The sequence below is a fragment of the Azospirillum sp. A26 genome, from assembly GCF_042604635.1.
Taxonomy (GTDB): Bacteria; Pseudomonadota; Alphaproteobacteria; order Azospirillales; family Azospirillaceae; genus Azospirillum; species Azospirillum palustre.
Map to the genome: position 1 here is coordinate 518,007 of NZ_CP170473.1, position 25,362 is coordinate 543,368.

The window sequence follows — 25,362 nt, forward strand, 5'->3', positions numbered from 1 at the left end:
TTGGCGCCATGCGCAATTCCGCCTATTCGAAGGCCCTGAACGCCTATGCCGTCGCCAACAGCGCGGTGCCGCCGCTGATGGCGGTGGTGCGGCTGTACGAGCGGGCGATGACCCATTTGTACGCCGCTCGCGATGCCGCCGCCGACCGTCGGTTCGAGGCGCACCACACCGCGATCCGAAACGCGGTCATGGTGTTCGCGGGCCTTGATTCCATTCTGGTTTTCGACAAAAATGAGGATGTCGCGCTGACGCTTCGCCGGTTCTACCACCGGCTGATCGCGCAGGCCGGCGCCGCCGCCAGCCGGACGGATCCGGTTGCGGCCTGTGACTCGCTCATCCGCCAGACGTCCTTCATGCTGAAGGCTTGGCAGGCCGTCGCCGCAGAACGCGGCGGGCCATCCACTGTCGTCGGTGCCACGGCCAAAGGGCCGCATGCATCCGTCGTCGGGAGAACGATGGATCATGCAAATGGCGGACTCTCGGCTTGACCGTCCTTGCGAGGATTCCGGTGCCGGTCGCTCCATGTCCGGGGATTTGAGCCGGGGGTCAGCCTCCGGCGTCATCATTCCTGCGGACGAGGACAGCGATGAAGCCCTGATGGCGCAAATCCGCTCCGGCAGCCAGACGGCTTACCGGACGCTGGTTCATCGCCACCTGAAGCGCACCTACGCCCTGGCCCGCCGCCTGACCGGCAACGAGGCGGAGGCGGAGGATGTGGTGCAGGACGCCTTCCTTCAGGTCTGGCAACGCCGCAGCCAATGGAGCGACGACGGCGGCGCCCGCTTCACCACCTGGCTCTACCGGGTGGTGGTGAACCGCTGCATCGACCACAAGCGGCGGCCGGTCGGCCAGGATCTGGAAACCGTGGCGGAGCCGTCGGACAGCGCGCCCGATGCGGTCAGCACCATCCATCGCCGGCAGGTCGCCGCCCGGCTGCTGGAGGCCCAGGACAGGCTGACTCCGCAGCAGCGCGCCGCCGTGACCCTGTTTTATTACGAGAATTTAAGCAACGCCGACATCGCCAGCGTTATGCAAATCAGCATAGGTGCTGTAGAGTCGCTGTTGAAACGCGCGCGCCAGCAGCTCCGGCTGCTTCTGCGCGCCAGTGCGCAGGCGGCCAGGGATTCCTTCGATGACGGATGAGGAGTTTCGCGATCGGCTCGATCGTCACGGAGGCGACCTCGCCCTTTGGCCGGCCGACGCGGCCAGGGACGCGCGGCGCCTTCTTCTGCGTTCGGTCAAGGCGCAGGCGATGCTGGACGAGATGGTGACGATGGAGCTGGCGCTGGACCATTCCGAAGACCGCCCGCCGCCCGGTCTCGCCGACCGCATCTTTGCCGCGGCTTTCCGCTTGCCGCCGTCCGACCGCGGCTTCGACGAGGATGGCGATCAGCCGCCCCGGTTGATGTAACCGGCTGATGTAGCCGTCACTTTACCGCCACCCGGCGCAGTTCCACCGCAATGCGCTCGAGCGCCTGTTCCAGCCCCTGGCCGCCCAGCGGCTGGAACAGGCGCATCGACGGGTACCAGGGCCGACCAGCGGTGCCGAGCTGCGTCCAGTCGCGATGGCCGAAGCGCCAGACCGGCACGCCCAGCGCACCGGCAAGCTCCGCCACCGAATTCGCCGGCGCGATGACGAGGTCGAGTGTCGAGACCAGCGCCGCCGTTTCTTCGAAATCGTCGCGCAGGTCGAGCCCGCTCCAGCCATAGATCGGCTGTCCGAAGCGGCGTTCCGCCGCCAGGATCTCGCGCTGGCACTCGTCATATTGCAAATTCACGAAGGTCACGCCGGGCACGGCGAAGACCGAGCCCCAGGCGTCCAGCGGCAGATAGGCGCTGCGGCGGTCGGCGGTCATCAACTGGCTGCGCCAGCTGATACCGACACGGAGATCGTCACCGGCGCCGTCCAGCCGCTCACGCCAGTCGGCGACGCGGCCACCCTGGGCGAACAGCCAGCAGGACCGTGTCGGGAAGGCCGACAGCCGGTCCCGCAGCAGACGGGGGACCGAGCCGGCCGGGATGTGATAGTCGCAATCGACCGTCTCGGCTTCCATCAGCCCACAGGGCGGCTGTTCGGCCCGCAGGGTCGCCTTCGGGAAGGAGCGGGCGAACAGCGGCACCAGCCGGCGCTCGCACTCGATCACCACATGCCCCGCCATCGTGATCAGGTCGGGATAGCAGGACGCGAACAGGAACTCGTCGCCCACCCCCTGCTCGCGCCAGATGAACAGACGCTTGCCGGCCAGCGGCTCGCCCGTCCATTCAGGAATGGTGAAGCGCCGTTCCGGACGGACGCGGCCGGCCTTGAAGCGGAAGGCGTAATCGGCCCAGCCGGCACTCAGCGCGCCGCGTTCCAGCGACAGCAGGCCGCGGTTGAAACGGGCCAGCGCATGGCCGGGGGTGGCGGCGACCGCACGCTCGAACCAGCGGCCAGCGTCGGCGCGCCCCTGCCGCTGTTCCGCCAAACCCAGGGTGCAGAGCGGATCGGCCAGCGACGGCGCCAGCGCCAACGCCCGGCGGCAGGCGGCACCGGCCTCCCCCGGCCGTTGGGCGCCATTCAGCGCATAGGCCAGCACGGCATGCAACGGCGCATGACCGGGCATCAGCCGGATGGCGCGGCGCACCTGCACGGTCGCCAGGGCAAAGGCTTCGCGGTCGGACAGGTCGGCGCCGAGGTTGCCCAGCGCATCGGCGAAAGCGGGGTTGAGCGCCAGCGCCCGCTTCCAGCAGGCTTCCGCCTCCAGCGGACGCGCTTGCGCCTTGCAGGCGTTGCCGAGATTGTTCCAGGCCTCCGCCTGACCTTGATCACGCGCGATGGCGCGGCGCTGCCAGCACTCGGCATGGCCATAATCCCCGAGCGCCGATTCCGCCAGCCCGAGATTGACGAGCGCCGGCACATGACAGGGATCGAGCGCCAGCGCCGTCCGGAATCGTTCGCGCGCCTCGGCGTGACGGCCCAGCGCATGCAGCAGCAGGCCCAGATTGTTGCGTGTCTCGGCATGGTCGGGCTGGCGCCGCAACGCCTCACCGTAGGCGCTTTCCGCCTCGGCCAGCCGGCCCGCTCCCTGGAGTGCGGCACCCAGATTGGCCCAGACCGATCCGGTATCGGCACCTAGCCCGATGGCTTCCCGATACGCGGCGGCGGCTTCGCCCACCGCACCCCAGCGGCGCAATGCGTTGGCCAGCGTGACGCGGGTCGCGGCATCCTGCGGCCGCAGCCTCGCCGCCAACTGGTAGCAGCCGATGGCGGCACCGGCCTGCCGCAGATCCTCCAGCGCACGGCCCATGCCGAGCCGCGGTTCGGCCGCACCCGGCACCAGACGGGACGCCGCGCGGTAGCAGCGCAGCGCCGGCACCGGCCGCGTCTGCCGCCCGGCAATGGCGCCCAGCAGGCACAGCGCATCGGCATCGTCCGGGTTGACGGCGAGAGCCCGGCGGGCGCTGGCGAGCGCCGCGGTCACCCGCCCCTCCTCCATCAGCGCCTGCCCCAAGGCCAGATGGTAGGAGCCGACCAGCGCGTTGGAGCGCGCCGCGGTGTCGAACAGACGGGTGGCGTCGGTCCGCCGCCCATCCTGAAAAGCGATATGGCCCAGCAGATGGGCGGCGTCGCCATGCATCGGGTCGATCCGCAGGATCTCGCGATAGAAACGCTCCGCCCGCTCGGTCTGTCCGGCATTGTGGTGCTGGACCGCAAGGCGCAGCAATCCGTCGGTACGCCGTGTCGCGTTCCCGTCCATGTCGTCGCCGTTCCGTCAAATGAACTGGTCAGCGGCATCCTGGGGCATCCGGGGCCGCGTCTGTTCCTTGTTACGGCACCAACATCGGACTCCTGCGCGGGTCTGCAACTTTTCCGCTGTCCTCGGTACTTTTATGAGCCGGGCCTCGATGGATCAGGCGAGCGAGCTGTGCGAGCAGACCCAGAGAACCCGCGCCTCCTCCTCGCCCCCGGAGATGCAGGCATGCCCCATGGCGCTGTCGAAATAGCAGGAATCGCCCTTGGACAGGGTCAAGGGCGTGTAGTAATCGCTGTGAACCGTCACCTCGCCATCCAGCACATAGATGAACTCCTCGCCATCATGGCGGGAAAGCTCGCCGAATTGCTGGATGCTGCGCGCCTTGATCGTGGTCACCAGCGGGACGAACCGCTTGCCGGGCAGGTCGGCATTCACCGCCTCGTACCGGTACTGGTCGGTTTCGTGCACTGCACCGTCACCGGCCCTGGTGACGCTGCGGCGGCCCAGCGGGGTCGGCTTCGGGTTCTGACCGAACAGCTCTCCCACCTCCACCCCCAGGCCGGAGGCCAGTGCGGCAATCTTCTCGTAGGTCGGCGACAGCTGCCCGTTCTCGATCTTCGACAGGGTCGATATCGAGACGCCTGACCGCTCGCTCAGCTGCTGAAGCGTGAGCCGTGAGGCTGCCCGCAGGCGCTTCAGCGTCGGCGCAAGCATGCCCGCGGCACCGTTCGGCCCTTGCCCGTCCCGTCCGGTTCGCTGTGATGGTGCGCCCACGCTGCTGTCCTAACTTGAGCCTCCCGGCTTGACCGGCCCACAGAGTATAGCCGGCGTGGATTTTTCTTATACGAAAATTTTGTGGCGCATGATCCGGGCTGGATATAGCGTGACGGTCCCTGACGCCCATCCGTCGCGAGGAGAGCACCGCCTTGACCACAGCCGCCCTGTCCATGCTGTCGCCCGCGGAAACCGCCGAACTCCTGCCTTTCGCTCCCCTGTGCGACGCCATCGCCGATGCCGCCCGCGATTATGCCGCCGGCCGGATCCACAGCCCGGAACGGCAGGTCCTGCCGCTGCCGCAGAATGGCGTCCTCCTGTCCATGCCGGCGACGGCCGGGGATATCGGCATCCACAAGCTGGTCAACGTCTGTCCGGGGAACGGAGCGCTCGGGCTGCCGACCATCCATGGCGTGGTCGCCGCCTATGACGGCGCCACCGGGGCCCCGCTGGCGATCCTCGACGGGCCGACGGTTACCGGCCGCCGCACCGCCGCCGTGTCGATGCTGGCGATCCGGACGCTCGCCCGGCGCCCTCCGCAGCATGTCGCCCTGTTCGGGACCGGCAAGCAGGCCGCGTATCATGTCGAGGCGCTGGCATCGCTCCATCCCGGCATCCGGGTCGACGTGCATGGCCGGCGGGAAGAAGCCTGCCGGTCCTTCTGCCGGGCCTCCGGCGTGGCGGGGATCGATCTGCGTCCGGCCTCCGGGGCGGTGGACCCCGCCGTCGATATCGTCATCACCCTGACGACCAGCCTCGTGCCGGTCTATGACGAAGCACCGCGGCCGGACCGGCTGCTGGTCGGCGTCGGCGCCTTCAAGCCCGAGATGGCAGAATACGGTCCAACCTCCATCCATGGCAGCGACGTCTTCATCGACGACCCGGCCGGCGCGCGGCATGAGGCCGGCGACCTGATCCAGGCCGGCTTCGACTGGACGACCGGACGGTCGCTGGCCGATGCGCTGGCCAACGCGCAGGACGGCACCGGCCTGACCGACCGGCCCCGCCTGTTCAAGAGCGTCGGCTGCGCCGCCTGGGACCTCGCCGCCGCCCGCTGTGCGCTGAGGAGCCGCACTCCGGCATAGGGCACTGGGCCTGAACTCGCCAAATGGACCGGAAGAACTCCGGTCCATTTGGCGCACATGGCCCCTGTTCCCTGCCCGCCGCCCCGTCGCCTCCACGGCCTCTCACCGCCAAGCGGCAGTGATGGCGGCCTCGACCTGCGGGAAGGCATCGGGATCGATGCTCATCGTGCCGGCCGCCGGCGGAGCGAACCCTGCCATAGCCTGCACCAGCCGGTCCACCATGGAGTCCAGCAGCACGGTTCCATCGGCCGTCTCGATGCTGTCCATCTGATGCTCCACGCCGCTGTACCAGCCGGCGATGGTCACCTTGTCGGCCGTACCGACCACCTGCACCTCCAGATCGATGCCCGATTTTGTGAACCAGAGCTGATGGGCATCAATGCCGGCGTCGAACACCAGCCGGTCATTGCTTAGCTTGCTGTAATTCTCAACGATACGGTCGTGCCCGCCGGCACGCCCGAACCGGTACAGATCGCTGCCCACACCGCCAACCAGCGTGTCGTCCCCGGCGCCGCCGCTCAAGGTATCGTTTTCCGAGGTGGCTCGGGACACCATGACGGAGTCGGAGCCAAATCCGACGATGTCGGCACGGCCATCGCCATCGACATCGGCCACGAGACGTGGATGGTTGTTGAAGTTGCTCCAGGCATTGTAGCCATAGTCGCTGGTGGCGAGACGCATCTGACCGAAGGTGCCGTTGGCCTGCCCATAGGATACGTAGGTTCCATCGCCGGCAAAACCGACGATGTCCACGCGACCATCGCCATTCACGTCGGCCACGGTACGGGTATACTGGTCCTGGCTTGTCCAGCCACCCGTGTTCTTCGTGAAATTATCGGAATAGGCCACGCTGAGCGGGCCGAAGGTGCCGTCGGCCCGCCCGCGGGTGATGAAAACTTGACCAATGCCAAAGCCGACGATATCCGCCAAGCCGTCGCCATCGACGTCGCCGAGAACGCGTGGGAAGTCGTTCTGGCTGGTCCAACCGCCGTAACTGGATGTCAGATTGCTGTTGAAGGCAACCTTGACGGCGCCGAATGTTCCATCCGCCTGTCCCAGGGCGGAGAATATGGACGTACTGGAGAAAGCGACGATGTCCGCCCGGCCATCACCGTTCACGTCCCCAAGCAGTCGGGGATATTGAGCCAAGCTCGACCAGCCCGCGCTGTAAGTGAAACTGCTGCCCATCGCAGTCTGCGCCGGCGCAAAACTACCGTCGGCATTGCCGAGAGCGACCAGAACCTGGTTGTTTGCGAAGCCGACGATATCGGCGCGACCGTCACCATTCACGTCGGCCAATTGCCGGGGATAGGTGTTCTGGCTGCTCCAGCCATATTCGGTCGTGAAGGCGCCATCATAGCCAACCTGGGCAGCGCCGAAGCTTCCGTCGGCCTGCGCCAGCGAAACAAGAACGGTGCTGTCGGAGAAGCCGACGATATCGGCCCGGCCATCCCCATTCACATCCCCCAGCAAACGGGGGTACAGGTCGGCACTGCCCCAACCAGTGGCATAAGTTCCGTCGAGTACGGTCTCCCTTGCCTCAAAAAGCTTGATGTCGCTATCCGAAGTGGCATCGCCGATCAGCAGGTCGTTGCCGTCGCCGCCCTCCAGCGAATCCTGCCCTGAACCGCCAATCAGCGTGTCTGCGCCGGCCCCACCGGTCAGGGTGTCGTCATCCGTGCCGCCGGACAGCATGTCGTCGCCATCGCCACCGTCGATGGCGTCGTTGCCGTCACCGCCCGACAGACTGTCATTGCCGCCGCCGCCCAGCAGGGTGTCGTTGCCGCCGTCGCCATAGGCGACGTCGAAGTCGCCGGAACCGGCAACGTCGGCCCGGCTGTCCAGCAGATCGTCGCCGTCGCCGCCATGCAGTTCGTCGCGGCCGGTGCCGCCGATCAGCGTGTCGTTGCCGGCATAGCCGGTCAGCACGTCGTTGCCACCCCGCCCGTCGAGCAGGTCGCCGTTCGCATAGCCGAACAGCGCGTCGTTGCCGGTGCCGCCGCTGAATTCCAGCCGCAGGGCGGGATCCGACAGCCGCACCTCTGTCCCGTCCTGGAAGCGGACGGTCTCCAGATAGTTGCTGCCATCGCCCCCGCCGCTGAAGCGGTTGGAGATGACCACCTGCTCCGGCCGGTCGCGGAAGCTCAGCACCAGATTGTTGTCGAGGCGCGTGATCTGAAGCTGGTCGGCCGCAAATCCTTCGCCGAACAGCAGTGTGTCGTTGCCGGCCCCGCCGATGATGGTGTCCCGGCCGCCATCGTAGATCACCAGATCGTCACCGGCGCCGCCGTCGATGTTGTCGTCGCCGGCACCGCCCAGGATGGTGTCGTTGCCCGCCTCGCCATAGAGAAGGTCATTGCCGGCACCGCCCTGGATGACGTCGTCCCCGTCGCCGCCCTGGATGCTGTCATCGCCCGCCTCGCCATAGAGGAAATCGTTGCCGGCCCCGCCGTTGAGCGTGTCGACGCCGTCACCGCCGTGCAGTTCGTCGTTGCCGTTGTTGCCCGCCAGGGCGTCGTTGCCGGTGCCGCCGGTCATCGTGTCGGCGCCGTCGCCGCCCGACAGGGCGTCATTGCCGGCACCTCCGTCGAGCAGATCGTTGCCGGTGCCGCCGTAAAGGGTTTCGCTGCCGCCGCCACCGCGCAGGGTGTCGTCGCCATCGTCGCCGGAAAGCGTGTCGTTGCCGTTGATGTCATCGCTGTTGTCGAGCAGGTCGTTGCCGGCGCCGCCGAACACCTGATCGCTTCCCGCCCCGCCATACAGGCTGTCGTCGCCGCCATAGCCATAGATGGCATCGTTACCGCCACCGCCATGGATGGTGTCCGAGGCGACATAGCCTTCCAGCGTGTGGGCCGCGGCATCGTCCCAGGTGTCGATGGTGAGGCCCGGATTGCTCAGATCCACGGTGCTTCCATCGGCGAACAGCAGGGTTTGTAGGTAGTTGGCGCCGTTGCCGGCCCCGCTGAACCGGTTGGCGACGACGATCCGGTCGGTCTTGCCGTTGAAGCGGACATGCAGGTCGTTGCCGTAACGCTCGAACCGCAGATCGTCACGGCTGTAGCCTTCGCCGAAGGACAGCGTGTCGTTGCCGCCGCCGGTCACCGTGTCGGCGCCGCCCTGGTAAAGCACGAGGTCGTCGCCAGCCCCGGTGACGATCCAGTTAGCGCCGGCTCCGCCGGCCAGCGTGTCGTTGCCATCCTCGCCGAAGAGTGAATCGGCATCGTCCCCGCCCGACAGGATGTCGGCACCGGCACCGCCATACAGCGTGTCGGCCCCCGCACCGCCCAGAAGGCTGTCGTCTCCGGCGTCGCCATACAGGGAATCGTTGCCGTCGTCGCCATACAGGGTGTCATTGTCGGCACCGCCGAACAGCTGATCGCTTCCCGCCCCGCCATGCAAGCTGTCCCTGCCGGCATCGCCCTTGATGGAATCGTTCCCGGCATTCCCTTCGATCAGGTCGTCGCCGTCGCCGCCATAGAGCGAATCGTTGGCGGCACCGCCATACAGCGTGTCATTGCCCGCCTCGCCATAAGCACTGTCGCCGCTGGCCGTGTCGTCCCGGCTGTCGATCAGGTCGTTGCCATCGCCGCCGTAAAGGGAATCGGCGCCCGTGCCGCCATACAGCGTGTCGTCACCGCCATAACCGTAGATCGTGTCAGCGCCACCGTTGCCACGGATCACGTCGCCGGCATTGTAACCTTCCAGCACATGGCCGACATCGCTGTCGCGCGTGGCGATGAACAGATCGGTTCTGGACAGATCAACCGTTCCGCCATCGGCGAAACGCAGGGTCTGCACGTAATTCGCCCCCTCGCCATTGCCGTTGAAGCGGTTGGCGACGACGATCCGCTTGCCAAGATCGTCGAAGACCAGATGGAGATCCTTGCCGAACCGTTCCAGCCGCAGGCCAGACTGCTCGTAGCCTGCGCCGAAGACCAGCTCATCATTGCCGCCGCCGATCACGGTGTCGGCGCCGCCTTCGTAAACGATGCTGTCATCGCCGGCACCGCCGTCGATAATGTTGGCGCCTGTCCCGCCATACAGCGTGTCGTTGCCGGCACCGCCATTCAGGGTATCGTTGTCAGCACCACCGAACAGGCTGTCGTCGCCCTCCCCACCTTCCAGGGAGTCGGCACCGCCACCGCCGTCCAGCCGGTCAGCCCCTGTTCCGCCATACAACGCATCGTTGCCTTCCCCGCCGATCAGCAGGTCGTCGCCAGCATAGCCGTACAGGGTGTCGTTGCCGCCGGCACCGTCGATGGTGTCGTTGGCCTTGTAGCCGTAAATGGTTTCCGCGGTCGACTGCCCATGGGTTTCCATGACGATGGTCTGGGCGGACAGGTCGACGGTGCTTCCATCGGCGAACGTCACGGTCTGCACGAAATTCGCACCGTCACCCTCGCCGCTGAACCGGCCGGCCAGGACAATGCGGTCGCCGGTGTCACGGAAGTTCAGATGCAGGGCGGTGCCGATGCGCGAGAGGTACATCCGGTCCCGGCTCAGCCCCGCACCCAACACAAGCACATCGTTGCCGCCGCCGCCGGTGATGCTGTCCACACCATCACCGGAGGTGAAGCGGATCACGTCGTCGCCGGTCCCGCCGTCGATGGTGTCGTTGCCGGCCCCGCCACCCAGCGTATCGTTGCCGGCTTCGCCATAGAGAATGTCGCTCCCACCGCCGCCGTCGATCAGATCGCCATCGGCGCCGCCATAGATGACATCCACGCCGCCGCCGCCGTAAATGGTGTCGTTGCCAGTTCCGCCATAGCTTGCGTCATTGAGTCCGCCAGCGTCCGGGTCGTCCCGGTTGTCGATCAGGTCATTGCCGGCACCGCCATGCATCTGGTCGGAACCAGTACCGCCGATGATGGTGTCATTCCCGGCACCGCCCAAGATCGTGTCGTGGCCAGTCCCGCCAAGAAGACTGTCATTCCCACCCCCGCCGCTGACGGCGTCGTTCCCGTCGCCGCCCGCGACGATGTCGTCGCCTGTCGGTTCATCGACCGACGGGGACGGAAGCGCAGCCTCGAGATTCCAGTTGTACGAATAGCCCTCGAGAATCAGTCCTGGAGCACCCATGGGTACGCCGTTGATCTCCATACCGAGCACCATGACACCACAACGGCCGTTGTAGCCTGCGGGCCTGGTATCGGCGACCTGGATCAAAAGCCGGTCGGCCTCACTGCGATCCCGGACGACGAATTCGTAGTCCGTTGCATACCCGACAGTCACGAAGCCGACGACATGCCCAGCATAGTCGACCTGGGTGTTGTCCCAATGAGCGTAATGCACGGTCACCCGCTCGTTCATAAGCACGGTGCCGTCAAGGGAAACCGTCACCTGCGGCCAGCCATAATTGTAGTAGCCGCCAAGTCGGATGCGGACCAGCACCAGCTCGTTGCCTGTGGTCGACAGTTCGTCGCCCCACAACCGGTCCTCGCCGGCGTCGCCCAGGACAGTGTCGTCGCCGGCGCCGCCCAAAGCCAGATCGTTGCCGCTGCCGCCGTTCAGCGAGTCATCGCCAACACCGCCACGCAGATCGTCATCATCGGCTCCTCCGGTCAGCGTGTCGGCGCCGCCATAGCCGTAAAGGGTGTCGTTGCCGGACTGCCCAGCGATGGTATCGCCGACATTGTAGCCCTCCAGCTTTTCGCCACCAGCGGAACCGATCGTCTGGATCACGAGATCCTTCCGGGTCAAATCCTCCAACGATCCATCGGCAAACCGCAGGGTCTGGGCGTAGGCGGTGCCGTCGACGGCACCGTTGAAGCGGTCCTTGACGATGACTTGGTCGGTGCGGCCGGTGAAGCGCACATAGAGATCATTGCCGAAGCGGGAGAAATAGAGAGTGGACTTGTCGAAAGACGCGTCCAGTTCGATGAGGTCGTTGCCACCGGTGTTATAAACGATGTCCTGACCACCATCGAAGCGGATGACGTTGTTTCCGGTGCCGCCGTAAATGGTGTTGTTGCCCGCTCCACCGGTCAGCGTGTCGTCACCGGCGTCGCCATAGAGTGTGTCGTCTCCCTCACCACCATCCAGCGTGTCGCTGCCGTCGCCACCTTCCAACCGGTCGGTTCCGTTGTCGCCCAGCAGTAGATCGCTGCCCGCTCCACCGATCAGCGTGTCCCTACCCTCATTGCCGTAGAGCACGTCATTGCCATCCCCGCCATAGAGCTGATCGTCGCCGGACCCACCGTCCAGCGTGTCGTTCCCGCCATAGCCATAGATGCTGTCGTTGCCATCGACGCCCTGGATCAGGTCGCCGACATTGTAGCCTTCCAGTTTTTCGGAAGCCGCGGTCGCCAGCGTCGCCAGCGTCAACGTCGGGTCGGTCAGGTCTACCCGCTGTCCATCGGAGAACAGCAGGGTCTGGACATAGCTCGCCCCGTCGCCAGCACCGTCGAAGCGGTTCCTCAGCACGATCTCGTCGGCCGCACCGCGGAAGCGCAGATAGAGATCGTTGCCGAAACGGGCAAAATAGAGATCCTCCCGCCGCAGGCCGGTGCGGATCTCCAGGATGTCGTTGCCGCCCTCGTTGGTGATGGTGTCCCGGCCGCCGGCATGGCGGATCACATCGTCGCCCAGACCGGTCAGGATGCTGTTGGCGCCTGCCCCGCCTTCCAGCGTGTCGGCGCCGTCACCGCCCTGAAGGCTGTCGTTGCCGTCGCCACCCAGCAGGCTGTCGTTGCCGGCATTGCCCTCGAGCCAGTCGTTGCCGGCGTTGCCCTCCAACCGGTCGTCGCCGTCGCCGCCGGAGAAGGTCTCGGCCGCGTCGCCGCCGAGGATGGTGTCGCTGCCAGCTTCGCCATAGGCGACGTTCAGCGACGCCCCGGTGCCGGTATCGTCCCGATTGTCGATCAGGTCGTTGCCGTCACCGCCATAGAGCTGGTCGGCTCCCACGCCGCCGATCAGGGTGTCATCGCCGGCCCCACCGGTCAGGCTGTCGTTGCCGTCGCCGCCTTGCAGCAGGTCGTCGCCATCGTCGCCGTTCAGCCGGTCGTCGCCGGCACCGCCGATCAGCGTGTCGTCACCCGACCCGCCATAAAGCTGGTCGTTGCCGGTACCGCCATCCAGCGTGTCGTTCCCGCCATAGCCATAGATCGTGTCGTTGCCGCCGACGCCCTGGATCAGGTCGCCGACATTGTAGCCCTCCAGCTTTTCGGAACCGGCGGTCGCCAGCGTTTCCAGCGTCAGCGTCGGGTCGGTCAGGTCGACCCGCTGCCCGTCGGCGAACAGCAGGGTCTGGACATAGCTCGCCCCGTCGGCGGCACCGTTGAAGCGGTTCTTCAGCACGATCTCGTCAGCCGCACCGCGGAAGCGCAGATAGAGATCGTTGCCGAAACGGGCAAAATAGAGGTCCTCCCGGCGCAGGCCGGTGCGGATCTCCAGGATGTCGTTGCCGCCTTCGTTGGTGATGGTGTCCCGGCCGCCGGCATAACGGATCACATCGTCGCCCAGACCGGTCAGGATGGTGTTGGCGCCTGCCCCGCCTTCCAACGTGTCGGCGCCGTCGCCGCCCGACAGGAAGTCGTCGCCATCACCACCCTGGAGACTGTCGTTGCCGGCATCGCCGTACAGCGTGTCGTTGCCGGCGTCGCCGGACAGGCGGTCATCGTCCTCACCGCCTTCCATGTAGTCGGTCCCGGCCCCGCCGACGATCAGGTCGTTGCCTGCACCGCCATAGAGCTGATCGGCGTCGTCACCGCCTTCCAGCGTGTCATCACCGTCGCCACCTTCGAGCCGGTCAGCTCCGGCACCGCCGAGAAGCCGGTCGTTGCCGATGCCGCCGAGCAGAACATCGCTGCCGGCCCCGCCATCCAGCAGATCGTCGCCGCCATAGCCAAGAATGGTGTCTGAGCCGCCAAGGCCGCTGATGGTGTCGTTGGCGCTATATCCTTCCAGCGTTTCATTGAACTCGTTCGCCACCGTTTCCAGCACCAGCGCGGGATCGGACAGGTCGGCCCGGTCGCCATTGGCGAACAGAACGTTCTGGACGTAGCTGCTCCCATCGCCTGCCTTGTCGAAGCGTCCGGTCAGCACCACCTCGTCGCTGCGGTTGCGGAAACGCAGATACAGGTCGTTGCCGAAACGGGCGTAATACATGTCCGCCAGCGTCAGCCCGCCGCCGATCTCCAGCGTGTCGATGCCGGCTTCATTGGTGATCGTCTCGCGCCCGCCGTCGAAACGGATCGTGTCGTTGCCGGCACCGGTGGACAACGTGTCGGTGCCGCCGCCGCCCACCAGCGTGTCGTCGCCATCGCCGGCCCGCAGGCTGTCGTCGCCGTCGCCACCCTCCAGCAGGTCGTTGCCGGCCCCGCCCTCCAGTGTGTCGGCCCCTGCCCCGCCGGACAGGCTGTCATTGCCCTCATCACCGGAAAGGAAGTCGGCGCCATCGCCGCCGGACAGGGAATCGTCCCCGGCCTCACCGTGAAGGCTGTCGTTGCCGGCTCCGCCCGACAACGTGTCGTCGCCGACATCGCCCTTCAGGACGTCGAAGCCGTCGCCGCCGACGACGCTGTCGTCACCGCTGCCGGCATAGATGAAATCGTCGCCGGACCCGCCATCCAGGCTGTCGTCGCCGCTGTAGCCGTAAATGGTGTCGTTGCCGCCCTGCCCGCGGATGATGTCGCCGACATTGTAGCCCTCCAGCTTTTCGCTGAGGTCCGTCGCGACCGTCTCAAGCGCCAGATCTTGCGCCGTGACGGCATAGTCAGTCCCGTCGGCGAAGAGCAGTTTCTGCACGAAGCTGGTACCGTCGCCGGCCCCGGCGAAGCGGCCGGTGAGAACGATCTGCTCCGCCGAATTGCGGAAGCGGATGTAGATGTCATTGCCGAAGCGCGCGAAGTAGAGATCGGCGCGGGCGATGCCCGGCCCCATCTCCAGAACGTCGTTGCCGCTTTCGTTGGTGATGGTGTCGCTGCCGCCGCCATAGCGGATCAGGTCGTCGCCGGCCCCGCTGAAGATCGTGTCGTTGCCGGAGCCGCCCGCCAGCGTGTCGTTGCCGGCGCGGCCGTAGATGGTATCGGCACCGGCACCGCCGTCGATGCTGTCGGCACCGTCCTCGCCGTCGATGCTGTCGTTGCCGCCGCCGCCCGACAGGCTGTCGTCGCCGGTGCCGCCGAAGATAACATCGGAGCCGCCGCCGCCCAGGACGGTGTCGTTGCCGTCGCGGCCATAGATCACGTCGCTCGCGCCGTCGGTGCCAGGATCGTCGCGGCCGTCGATCAGATCGTCGCCCGTACCGCCATCGATGGAATCCGATCCGGTGCCGCCGATCAGCGTGTCGTTGCCGGCATAGCCGAGGATCGTGTCGTTGCCGGCCTTCCCCTCGATCCGGTCGCCGACATTGTAGCCCTGCAGATACTCCGATGCTGCGGTCGCCACCGTCTCCAGCGCGATGTCGGTGCGGGTCAGGTCGAAGCTGGTGCCGTCGGCGAAGGCCAGCCGCTCGACGAAGGAGGTGCCGTCGCCAGCCCCGTTGAAGCGGCCGGTCACCACAATCTCGTCGGTCGACCGCCCGCGGAAGCGGATGTAGAGGTCGTTGCCGAACCGCGCGAAATAGAGATCGCCGCGGCCGATGCCGGGACCGAACTCGATGCGGTCGAGTCCGGCACTGTCCAGAATGTAATCGCGCCCGTCGCCGATCCGGTAGACATAGACGTCGTTGCCGGTCCCGCCGTCCAGCGTGTCGTTGCCGATGCCGCCGATCAGCGTGTCATTGCCGCCGCCCCCGCTCAGCCGGTCATCGCCGTCCTGGCCCAGCAGCAGGTCGTCGGTCGCCGCCCCGGTCAGCAGGTCGCCGCCGGTGCCGCCCAGCATCGCCAGTTCGCCCAGCGGCATGGTGGTGCCGTCGGAGAAGGTCAGCCCGGCCAGCCCGCTGGTGCCGTCGCTGGCCGAGAAATGGTTGACGATGCGGACCTGCCGGCCGGTGGCACGGACCTGCACGATCAGGTCGCCGCCGGACCGCGTCAGCACGACGTCCTTCCAGTCTAGCCCGTCGGGCAGGCCCACCGTGTCGCCGCTGCCGGGGAAGACGATCAGGTCGGTGTCGATGCTGCCGAAGCGGAAGACCGACGGGCCGTCGCCGCCGATGAAGACGTTGCCGGCCCCCAGCACCCACGGAATCCCGGCCGCGAAGTTGATCTCATCGAGCTGGTTGAGGAAATGGTTGACCACCAGCACGTTGATCGTGCCGTCGGCCGAGACGATGCGCAGATCGTCATGCTCGCGCACCAGGCGCAGGTTGGCCGGCGGGATGCCGGCGCCGAAGACCAGCCGGTTGTCGCCGCCCGCCGGATGGATCGTCACCGGGCCGCTGCCGGACCCGACGCTGAAGCTGTTGTTGCCGCGGCTGCCGATCAGGATGCCGTTGCCGGCAACCGCCCAGCTCTGGCCGTCGTCGTAACGGACGGTGGACAGGCCGGATCCGCTGCCGGCCAGCCCGGTGGGGCCGAAATGGTTGACCACCGTCAGGTCGACGCTGCCATCGTCGGTAAAAATGTGCAGGTTGACGCCGTCGCGCTCCATCCGCACCAGTGCCGGGTCGATGCCGGGGCCGAAATACAGCCGGTCGCTGCCGCCGCCGGGGAAAAGATAGCGCTGGCCCTGGCCGGGCAGGATGGTGAAATCGTCGGTTCCCTGCTGGCCGAACATCACGCTGTCGCCCTGCAGGTTGAGCGTCACCCCGCCGGAGAAGGTGATCGCATCCAACCCGCGCGCCAGCCCATCGGTGGGTGCCGTGAAGTGGTTGACGACGCGGACGACGCGCCCGCTGCCGATGAAGGCGACCACCAGATCGACACCGTCCTGCCGCAGAGTCACGTCGCCGGGGGAAACGTCCGGCCCGAAGACGATCTGGCTGCCGCCGCCGCCGGCATGGACGATCTGGGTGGCCGGCCCGGTCTTGCCGATGGTGAAGCGGTCGCCGCCCCCGCCGCCGATCAGCGTGTAGGGCGAGTTGAGGTCGAACACCCGCCCGTCGGAGAAGTCCAGCTGGCCGACGCCGCCGAAGTAATTGAGGACGGTCACCACCTGCTGCGTGCGGTCGATGAAGACCTGCAGGTCGGACCCGGTGCGGATCAGCCGCACCTCCGTGCTGTCGATGTCCTCGAACACCACGCGGTCGCCGCCTTCGGCATAGATGGTCTTCGACCCGCTGTCCGGACCGACCAGGAAGACCGTTCCGCCCTGGCCGCCGATCAGCAGATTGTCGCCGGTCAGCGGCAGCACCGAACCGTCGGGGCGCGTCAGCGAGTCCATCGGCGTGCCGGCGAAATGGTTGACGATGGTCAGCGCATCCGCGGTGCCGTCGATGGTGATGCGCAGATTGTCGCCGACGCGCGCCACCCGGATCTTGGATCCGTCCACCGTATCGACGAAGCGCAGGGTGTCGTCGCCGGCGCTGTCGGGATAGACGATCACGTCGCCCATGCCGCGCTGGATCACGAACTGGTCGTGGCCGGTGCCGCCGATCAGCACCTTGCCGCCCTGGATGTTCCAGGTGGTACCGTTGTTGAAGACCAGATCGCCGATGCCGTTCATGGCGAAATGGTTGACGATGACCATCTCGTTCGGCTGGCCGACGATGGTCAGATGCAGGTCGTTGCCGACGCGCACGATGCGGGTCTTTCCCGGATCGGCGTCGATGGCCAGATGCTGGCCGGGCGCGCCGGGATAGATGTACATTGGGCCGGCGGGGATCGTTTCCACCCCGCCGCCGCTGATGAAGATGTTGGTGCCGATGATCGGCCAGACGACGCCGCCGGGGAAGACGATCTCGGGAATCGCCACCACGCCGCCGGTGGCGAACTGGTTGACGATGGTCATGCTGTCGGCACCGGCGGTGACGCGCAGATCGTTGCCGACACGGGTCAGGCGGACGGTGGACGGGTCGATGCCGGGCGCCACCTCGATGCGGTCGCCACCGCCCTGGCCGCCGCCGCCATAGACGACGACGGCGCCGGAGCCGGGCGACAGCAGGAATCGGTCGGCGCCGTCGGTGCCGATGCGGGCGCCGGGACCGCCGACCGTCCAGATCTTGCCGTCGGCGAAGGCGATGTCGCGCGCCTCGTTGCCCAGGAAGTGGTTCAGCACCTTGACCGTGTCGCTGCCGTCGCGCATGACGATCTCAAGGTCGTCGCCGACCCGGCGCACCAGCGTGTCCAGGCTGTCGAAGCCGGTCCCCAGCCGCAGGCGGTCGCTGCCGCCGCCGGGGTAGAGCGACACATGGCCGATGCCCGGCGCGGCGGTGAAGGTGTCGGTGGCGCTGGTCCCGACCATGATGCTGGCGCCCCAGATGTTCCAGGTGTCGCCGTCGATGAAGCGCAGCGTGTGCACGCCGCCGCTCGCCCCGCCGGAGAAGTGGTTCAGCACGGTCAGCTTGTCGGGCAGCGTGCGCAGGCCGATCACCAGATCGTCGCCCACCCGCTGCATGGTCACGCTCGCCTTGTCGATGCCGGGACCGATGACGATCTGGTCGTTGCCGCCACCGGGCAGGATCGATTTGGAACCGCCGCCGACCGTCAGGGTGTAGCTGTCGTCGCCGGCCCCGCCGATCAGCAGGGCGGGATCGGACAAGTTCCAGAAGCGCCCGCCGGCATAGACGTTCTCAAGCAGCGACGCCCCCCAGCCGCTGGCGAAATGGTTCAGCACGGTGACCTTGTCCGTCGAACCCTTCACCGAAATGACCAGATCGTCGCCCTGGCGGGTGAAGCCCAGCCTGTCGGCGCCGATGGCGGACGCGACGTTCAGCGTGTCGATGCCCTTGCCGGCGAACAGCGTGACGGCCCCGTCGCCCGGCTTGAAGGCGAAGACGTCGGCGGTGTCGCCGCCCATGCGGAATCCGGCCCCGCCGTCCAGCGGCCATACCGTCCCGTCGGCGAAGGTCAGGCTGCGCAGCACGCCGTTGCCGGCGCCCGCGTCGTTAAAGTGGTTGAGCACCACCACCCGGTCGTCGGCATTGCCGATATGGATGACCAGCTTGTCGCCGTCCCGGCGCAGCGCCACCTGCGACGGAACAATGCCGGCGCCCAGCACCAGCCCGTCGTGGCCGCCGCCGGTCGCGAGCACACGCTCGCCCAGGCCCGCATCCACCTCCACGCGCTCGTCGGCGGCGGTGCCGGCGATCAGGCGGGTGTTGTCGATAGACCATTCGGTTCCATCGCCGAAGCGGATGGTCCGATAGCCGTCGGCATTGCCGTCGAACTGCTGCTTGATCAGCCAGGACGCGCTGCTGCCGTCATAGGAGATGCGCAGGTCGTCGCCCTCGCGGGTCAGCCGCATGCGGTCGGGGTCGATGTTCGACGCGAAGGCGATGGTGTCGGCACCGGCGCTGCCGTAGAGAATCGTCTGCCCGCCATCCAGCCCGAAGACCATGCGGTCGTCGCCGCTGCTGCCGATGCGGATGTCGTTGCCGCGCACGCGCCAGCGGCTGCCGTCGGCCAGTTCGATGGCCTCCACCCCGCCATTGCCGGCGCCGGCCAGCGCCTCGGCGGAGAAATGGTTGAAGAGCAGGATCGAGCGGTCGGAGCCGGCGATGCGGATCTCCAGGTCGTCGCCCTTGCGCGACAGGCGCAGATCGTCGGCGCTCACGTCGGCGCCGAAGCGGATGACGTTCACCCCGGCATCGGCATGCAGGCTGTGGCTGGCGAAGCCAGGCTCGATGGCGATGGTGTCGTCGCCGGTGCTGCCCAGCAGCAGGTCGTCGCCCCACACCGGCCAGACCACGCCGTCGGCGAACTGGATTTGGCGGACGCTGCCGTCCCCTGCCCCGGCGGCACCGTTCGCGGCGAAATGGCCCATGATGGTGATGCGGTCGCGGGCATAGCCGTCCTCCCCGGCCGGACCGCCCTGCGCGTCGAACAGGATGTGCAGGTCGTCGTCGATCCGCACCAGATGCGCGATCTCATGCCGGAAGCCGGAACCGAGCCGCACCGTGTCGTTGCCGCCCTCGCCGAACACCACCACATGGCCGGCGCCCGACGGCGCGGTCAGGACATCGTCCCCCGCCGTGCCGGTGACCACGAGGTCGCCGAACATCCGCACGCCGTCCTGCACATAAACTGTGGACGCACCGCGGCTGTACAGGTTGTACAGCACCGAACCGACGGTCTGGCTGCCGCCGCGATGCCAGCCGGACTCCTTGAAGGTCACCAGATCGTTGCGGTCGCCGGTGACGTAGAGTGGCGCCCCGCCGGTGTCGGCGACGATGCCCTGCTCGTTCAGGATCAGGGTCTGGCGGCCCGGATGGCCGAGGTCGATCATCTCGACGCCATGGACCCCGCCGGCATCGGCGCCGGTCACCACCAGCCGCTCGCCCTCGAAACGCAGGGTGTCGAAGCCGCTGCCGCCGTCGATGCCGGCGAAGCCGTCGTCCAGCACCCGCAGCGTGTCGTCGCCGGCCCCGCCGGACAGGCTGTCGGCACCGCCGCGACCGTCCAGATAGTTGGCGGCGCCGTCGCCGGTCAGGCTGTCGGCACCGCCGGTGCCGATCAGGTTCTCCACCCCGTCGAGCCGGTCGCCCTCGGCATGGCCGCCGCGGCCGATGCCGGTGGCGAGATTGACCGACACCGCGGCGTCCGACGCCGAATAGTCGGCGGTGTCGATCCCCGCCCCGCCGCTCAGGCTGTCGGCGCCGGTCCCGCCGATCAGCGTGTCGTTGCCGCTGCCGCCACGCAGGCGGTTGGCGCCGGCATCGCCGGTCAGCCGGTCATCGGCGGCGGAGCCGGTCAGATTCTCGATCCCCAACAGCACGTCGCCCGTGGCGTCGCCGCCGGTTGCCGTTCCATCGGCAAGGCTGACCGTCACCCCGGCAGCCGAGCCGGTGTAGTCGGCGGTGTCTGATCCGGCACCGCCGATCAGCGTATCGGCACCGGCGCCGCCGCGCAGGGTGTTGTCCTGCGCATCGCCGGTCAGCAGGTCGGCACGGGTCGAGCCGAACAGGTTCTCGACCCCGATCAACACATCCCCTTCCGCCGTGCCGCCGAGCCCGGTGCCCGCCGACAGGTCGACCGTCACCGCCGCGCCTGACGCCGAATAGTCGGCGGTGTCGCTGCCGGCCCCGCCGATCAGCGTGTCGGCGCCCGCCCCGCCCACCAGCGTGTCGTTGCCGCCGGCACCATCCAGGACGTTGGCCCCGCCGTCGCCGGTCAGCCGGTCGCCGAAGGCCGAGCCGGTCAGGTTTTCGACCCCGCTCAGCCGGTCGCCCTGGGCGTCGCCGCCACTGCCGGTGCCGCTCGCCAGACTGACGCTCACCGCGGCGGCGGATGCCCGATACTCCGCGGTGTCGATGCCGTCACCGCCGATCAGCGTATCGGCACCGCCCAATCCGGCGAGCGTGTCGTTGCCGCCGCGCCCATCGAGCCGGTTGGCGCTCGCATCGCCGGTCAGCCGGTCGTCATAGTCGGAGCCGGACAGGTTCTCGATCCCCGACAACACGTCGCCCTCGGCATCGCCACCCGAACCGCTGCCGCCGGTCAGGGTCACCGCGACGCCATCCGCGGAGGCCGCATAGTCGGCGCTGTCGATACCATCGCCGCCGATCAGCGTGTCGGCTCCAGCACCGCCGGACAGCCAGTCGTCCCCGGCACCGCCATCCAACCGGTTGGCACCGGCATCACCGGTCAGCCGGTCGGCGCCGGCCGAGCCGATGACATTCTCGATGCCGGACAGCAGGTCGCCTTCGGCATCGCCGCCGATTCCGGTCCCCGCCGCCAGATCGATGGCGACACCGCCGGCCGATGCGGCATAGTCGGCGGTGTCGGTCCCCTCGCCGCCGAGCAGGGTGTCGGCACCGGCGCCGCCGGCCAGCAGATCGTCGCCCGCTCCGCCATCGAGCAGGTTCGCGCCGCCGTCGCCGGTCAGCGTGTCGTCATGGCCGGAGCCGGTCAGGTTCTCGATCCCGGACAGCAGGTCGCCCTCGGCATCGCCACCAAGCCCGGCACCGCTCGACAGATCCACCGCCACGCCCTCACCGGAGGCGGAATAGTCGGCAAGGTCGATGCCGTCGCCACCGATCAGCGTGTCGGCGCCGCCCAATCCGGCAAGCGTGTCGTCACCGCCGGCACCGTCGAGACGGTTGGCCCCGGCATCGCCGGTCAGCCGGTCGCCGAAGTCGCTGCCGGTCAGATTCTCGATGCCGGACAGCCGGTCGCCGTCCGCGTCGCCACCAATGCCGGTGCCGCTGGACAGATCGACGGTCACACCGTCGGCCGATGCCGAATAGTCGGCAAGGTCGACGCCATCGCCGCCGATCAGCGTGTCGGCGCCGCCAAGCCCGATCAGAGTGTCGTTGCCGCCGCGGCCGTCGAGCAGGTTGCCGTTCGCATCGCCCACCAGCAGATCGTCGTGATCCGAGCCGGTCAGGTTCTCGATGTCCGACAGAACGTCACCCTCGGCATCGCCGCCGGCCGCCGTGCTCGCCGCCAGATCGACGGATACCCCGGCGGCCGAAGCCGAGTAATCGGCGGTGTCGATGCCGTCGCCGCCGATCAGGCTGTCGCCGCCGCCGGCCCCCGCCAGCGTGTCGTCGCCTGCCCCGCCATCCAGCACATTCGCCCCGCCGTCGCCAGTCAGCCGGTCGTCATGGGCCGAGCCGGTCAAATTCTCGATGCCCGACAGGACATCGCCTTCGGCATCGCCACCCAGGCCGGTGCCGGCCGCGAGATCGACCGTCACGCCGGCTTCGGATGCCGCATAGGTGGCGGTGTCGGTCCCCTCGCCGCCGATCAGCGTGTCGGCGCCACCGGCCCCGGCCAGCAGATCGTCACCGGCGCCGCCCTCCAGGCGGTTGGCGGCAGCGTCGCCGGTCAACCGGTCGTCATGGGCGGAACCGATGACAGTCTCGATGCCAGTCAACCGGTCGCCTTCGGCATCGCCGCCGGCACCGGTGCCGGCCGCCAGATCGACGGTCACGCCCGCCCCGGATGCCGCATAGGTGGCGGTGTCGATGCCGTCCCCGCCGTCGAGCCGGTCGGCGCCGCTGCCACCGTCCAGCAGATCGTCCCCCGCCCCGCCCGACAGGCTGTCATCCCCGGCCCCACCGGACAGGCTGTTGTCGCCGCCGTCGCCGGCCAGCGTGTCGGCGCCGCCACCGGCCAGGATGGTCTCGATGCCCGACACGCGGTCGGCCATCCAGCCGCCATGGCGCACCTCGCCGGTCGCGAGGTCGATGGAGATCGCGCCGGTCTCGGCGGAATAATCGGCGATGTCGATGCCGTCGCCGCCGTCGAGGACGTCGTTGCCGCCGCCACCCTTCAGCACGTCGTTGCCGGCGCCGCCCAGCAGGGTGTCGGCGCCCAGCCCGCCGACCAGCGTATCGTCGCCGTCGCCGCCATCCAGCCAATCGCCGTTGTAATCGGCACCCACCGTCAGCCGGTCGTTGCCGGCACCGCCGATCAGCGTGTCGCTGCCGAGGCCGCCGTCCAGCGTGTCGTTGCCGGCGCCGCCGTCGAAGCGGTCGTCGCTCCACACGCCGTCGCCGTCGCTGACGAGATCGTCGCCGTCGCCGGCCAGCACGATGTCGCGGCCACCGCCGCCGATGATCGTGTCGTTGCCGCTGCCGCCTTCTATGCTGTCATCGTTTTCGCCGCCGTCGATGCTGTCGTTGCCGGCGCCGCCGCTGATGACGTCGGCTCCGGTGCCGCCTTTGATGACGTCGTCGCCGCTACCGCCGTCGAGCGTGTCGCTCACGTCGCCGCCCAGCAGCGTGTCGTTGCCGCTGCCGCCATAGAGCCGGTTGGCGTCGGTGCCGCCGTCCAGCAGATCGTCGCCCATGCCGCCATAGAGCAGGTCGGCGCCGCTGCCGCCGTACAGGCTGTCGTTGCCGGTCCCGCCGTCCAGCGTGTCGTCCTCGCTGCCGCCGTCCAGCAGGTCGTTCCCGGAGCCGCCGAACAGCCGGTCGCTCTGCGATCCGCCGCGCAGCGTGTCGGCTCCCGACCCGCCGCGCAGGCTGTCCTCGCCCCAATCGCCGGTCAGCAGGTCATCGCCGGCCCCGCCCAGCAGCGTGCCGCCCCCGCCGCCGCTGCCCAGCGTGTCATTCCCGGCCCCGCCATCCAGCGTTTCCGCCCGCCAGTCGCCCGTCAGCGCGTCGTTGCCGCCGACCTGCGCCTCGCCGGCCTCCAGCGCCTGCTCGTCGGCCGGGGACAGCCCGTCGATGTCGGCGGCACCGTCGTTCCGGGTCGCGGTGACGCCGATGTGGAAGACCCGCTCGGTGCTGAGCCCCCCGGCATCGGTGACGCGGACGGTCACCGCATGGGCGGGAGCCTGCGCATAGTCGAACTCCGCCCCGGCGGCGACGGACAACACCCCCGTCGCCGCGTCGATCGCGAAGCGCCCGCCGGCATCGTCCGTCAGGCTGTAGGACAGCGCGTCGCCGTCCGGGTCGCTGCCGTGGGCGGTGCCGACGACAGTCCCGGCCGATGCGTGTTCGGCGATGGCGGCCCCGTCGAGCGTCACACCGGACGGGGCGTCGTTGACGCCGGCCAGCGTGACGGTGACCGTCTGGCTGGTTACCTCGCCCCGGCCGTCGGCCACATCGATGCGGAAGCTGTCGGTGCCGGCATAATCGGCATCGGGCCGGTAGGTGAAGCGGCCGTCGGCCTCCAGCACCAGCCGGCCATGGCCCGGTCCGGCGCCGACGCCATAGGTCAGCGCATCGCCGTCGGGATCGACCGCGCCGACCGAACCGGTGACCGGCGTATCCTCCGTCCCGCTCAAGGCCTGATCGGCGGCGACCGGGGCCCGATTGGGGGCGGCGACGACCATGCCGGCCAGATCGGTGACCGCCACCGGCTGGCCGTTCACCGTCACCTCGAGCGCGTTCCAGTTGTTGGCGACGAGACGGATCGCCTGACCGGTGAAGCTCTGGCCGTCGTCGCCATGGCGGCGGATGAAGTCCGCCAGCTGGACGAGGTCGGCCGCGACGGCGGCGGTCACCTGACCGGCTGTCAGCGCCACGCGCAGCCGGTCATAGCCGGCACCGCCGTCCAGCGTGTCGTTGCCCGCCTGATCCGACAGGACATGGTCCAGCAGATCGTCGCCGCCGCCGGCCCGGACGAGATCGGTCCCGGCGCCGTCGGCCAGCCGGTCAGCGCCCATCCCGCCGGTCAGCGTGTCGTCGCCGTCGCCGCCGTCCAGCCAGTCGCCGCTGTAATCGTCGCCCACGGTCAGCCGGTCGTTGCCCGCCCCGCCGATCAGCGTGTCGCTGCCGTATCCACCCTCCAGCGTGTCGTTGCCGGCGCCGCCGTCGAAACGGTCATCGCTCCAAACGCCGTTGCCGTCCGTCACCAGATCGTCGCCGTCGCCGGCAGTCACCACGTCACGGCCACCGCCGCCGACGATGGTGTCGTTGCCGCTGCCGCCGTCGATGCTGTCGTCGTTCTCCCCGCCGTCGATGCTGTCGGCACCGTCGCCGCCCCGGATCAGGTCGTTGCCGGTCCCGCCGGAGATCACGTCGTTGCCGGCGCCGCCGTCCAGCGTGTCGTTGTTGCTGCCGCCCAGCAGCGTGTCGTTGCCGGCACCGCCGAACAGGCTGTTGTTGCCGGTTCCGCCATCCAGACGGTCATTGCCGTCGCCGCCATCCAGCCAATCGTTGCCGTCGCCACCGATCAGGGTGTCGTTGCCGGCACCGCCGCTCAGCGTGTCGGCGCGCCAGTCACCGGTCAGCAGATCGTCGCCGTCGGTGGTCACGGTGCTGGTCATCGGCTTGTCCTCCGGAAATGTCGGCCCGGTTGCTCCGGGCCTCGCGGCTGGTGGGTCGGATCGGGAGA

General features: G+C 68.3%; 7 protein-coding genes. 4 read left to right on the top strand and 3 right to left on the bottom strand.

The window, feature by feature from the left end; genetic code table 11:
• Positions 1-8 precede the first annotated feature (8 nt).
• The 3 genes from ABNQ39_RS16875 to ABNQ39_RS16885 are packed head-to-tail and all read left to right on the top strand — an operon-like array spanning position 9 to position 1,411.
• On the top strand, positions 9-488 hold the full coding sequence (locus ABNQ39_RS16875) for a flagellar protein FliS (RefSeq protein WP_376961899.1): 480 nt from the start codon (positions 9-11) through the stop codon (positions 486-488).
• A 34-nt stretch (positions 489-522) separates the two neighbouring features.
• Complete coding sequence (locus ABNQ39_RS16880) at positions 523-1,143, top strand: RNA polymerase sigma factor (RefSeq protein WP_376961901.1); 621 nt, start codon at positions 523-525, stop codon at positions 1,141-1,143.
• Complete coding sequence (locus ABNQ39_RS16885; protein ID WP_376961903.1) at positions 1,133-1,411, top strand: hypothetical protein; 279 nt, start codon at positions 1,133-1,135, stop codon at positions 1,409-1,411. The genes ABNQ39_RS16880 and ABNQ39_RS16885 overlap by 11 nt, the downstream gene beginning before the upstream one ends.
• Positions 1,412-1,427: 16 nt before the next feature.
• On the opposite strand, the gene ABNQ39_RS16890 is transcribed toward ABNQ39_RS16885, so the two are convergent.
• A complete protein-coding gene (locus ABNQ39_RS16890; RefSeq protein ID WP_376961905.1) occupies positions 1,428-3,737 on the bottom strand; it encodes a tetratricopeptide repeat protein in 2,310 nt (769 codons plus the stop codon).
• 153 nt (positions 3,738-3,890) lie between these two features.
• The gene (locus ABNQ39_RS16895; protein WP_376961906.1) at positions 3,891-4,448 is read right to left on the bottom strand and encodes a helix-turn-helix domain-containing protein; all 558 of its coding nucleotides are present in this window, start codon (positions 4,446-4,448) and stop codon (positions 3,891-3,893) included.
• Positions 4,449-4,660: 212 nt separating this feature from the next.
• On the opposite strand from ABNQ39_RS16895, the gene lhpI reads away from it, so the two are divergent.
• Entirely contained in the window at positions 4,661-5,593 is a 933-nt protein-coding gene (gene lhpI, locus ABNQ39_RS16900) for a bifunctional Delta(1)-pyrroline-2-carboxylate/Delta(1)-piperideine-2-carboxylate reductase (protein WP_376961908.1), read from the top strand.
• 102 nt (positions 5,594-5,695) lie between these two features.
• Here lhpI and ABNQ39_RS16905 read toward each other — a convergent pair whose 3' ends face one another.
• On the bottom strand, positions 5,696-25,294 hold the full coding sequence (locus ABNQ39_RS16905; RefSeq protein ID WP_376961910.1) for a calcium-binding protein: 19,599 nt from the start codon (positions 25,292-25,294) through the stop codon (positions 5,696-5,698).
• Positions 25,295-25,362: the final 68 nt, after the last annotated feature.

What these genes read in the sequence shown, in the direction of transcription:
- ABNQ39_RS16875 (WP_376961899.1), top strand. Translation starts at nt 9, where the DNA reads ATGCGCAATTCCGCCTATTCGAAGGCCCTGAACGCCTATGCCGTCGCC.
- ABNQ39_RS16880 (WP_376961901.1), top strand. Translation starts at nt 523, where the DNA reads ATGTCCGGGGATTTGAGCCGGGGGTCAGCCTCCGGCGTCATCATTCCT.
- ABNQ39_RS16885 (WP_376961903.1), top strand. Translation starts at nt 1,133, where the DNA reads ATGACGGATGAGGAGTTTCGCGATCGGCTCGATCGTCACGGAGGCGAC.
- ABNQ39_RS16890 (WP_376961905.1), bottom strand. Translation starts at nt 3,737, where the DNA reads ATGGACGGGAACGCGACACGGCGTACCGACGGATTGCTGCGCCTTGCG.
- ABNQ39_RS16895 (WP_376961906.1), bottom strand. Translation starts at nt 4,448, where the DNA reads ATGCTTGCGCCGACGCTGAAGCGCCTGCGGGCAGCCTCACGGCTCACG.
- ABNQ39_RS16905 (WP_376961910.1), bottom strand. Translation starts at nt 25,294, where the DNA reads ATGACCAGCACCGTGACCACCGACGGCGACGATCTGCTGACCGGTGAC.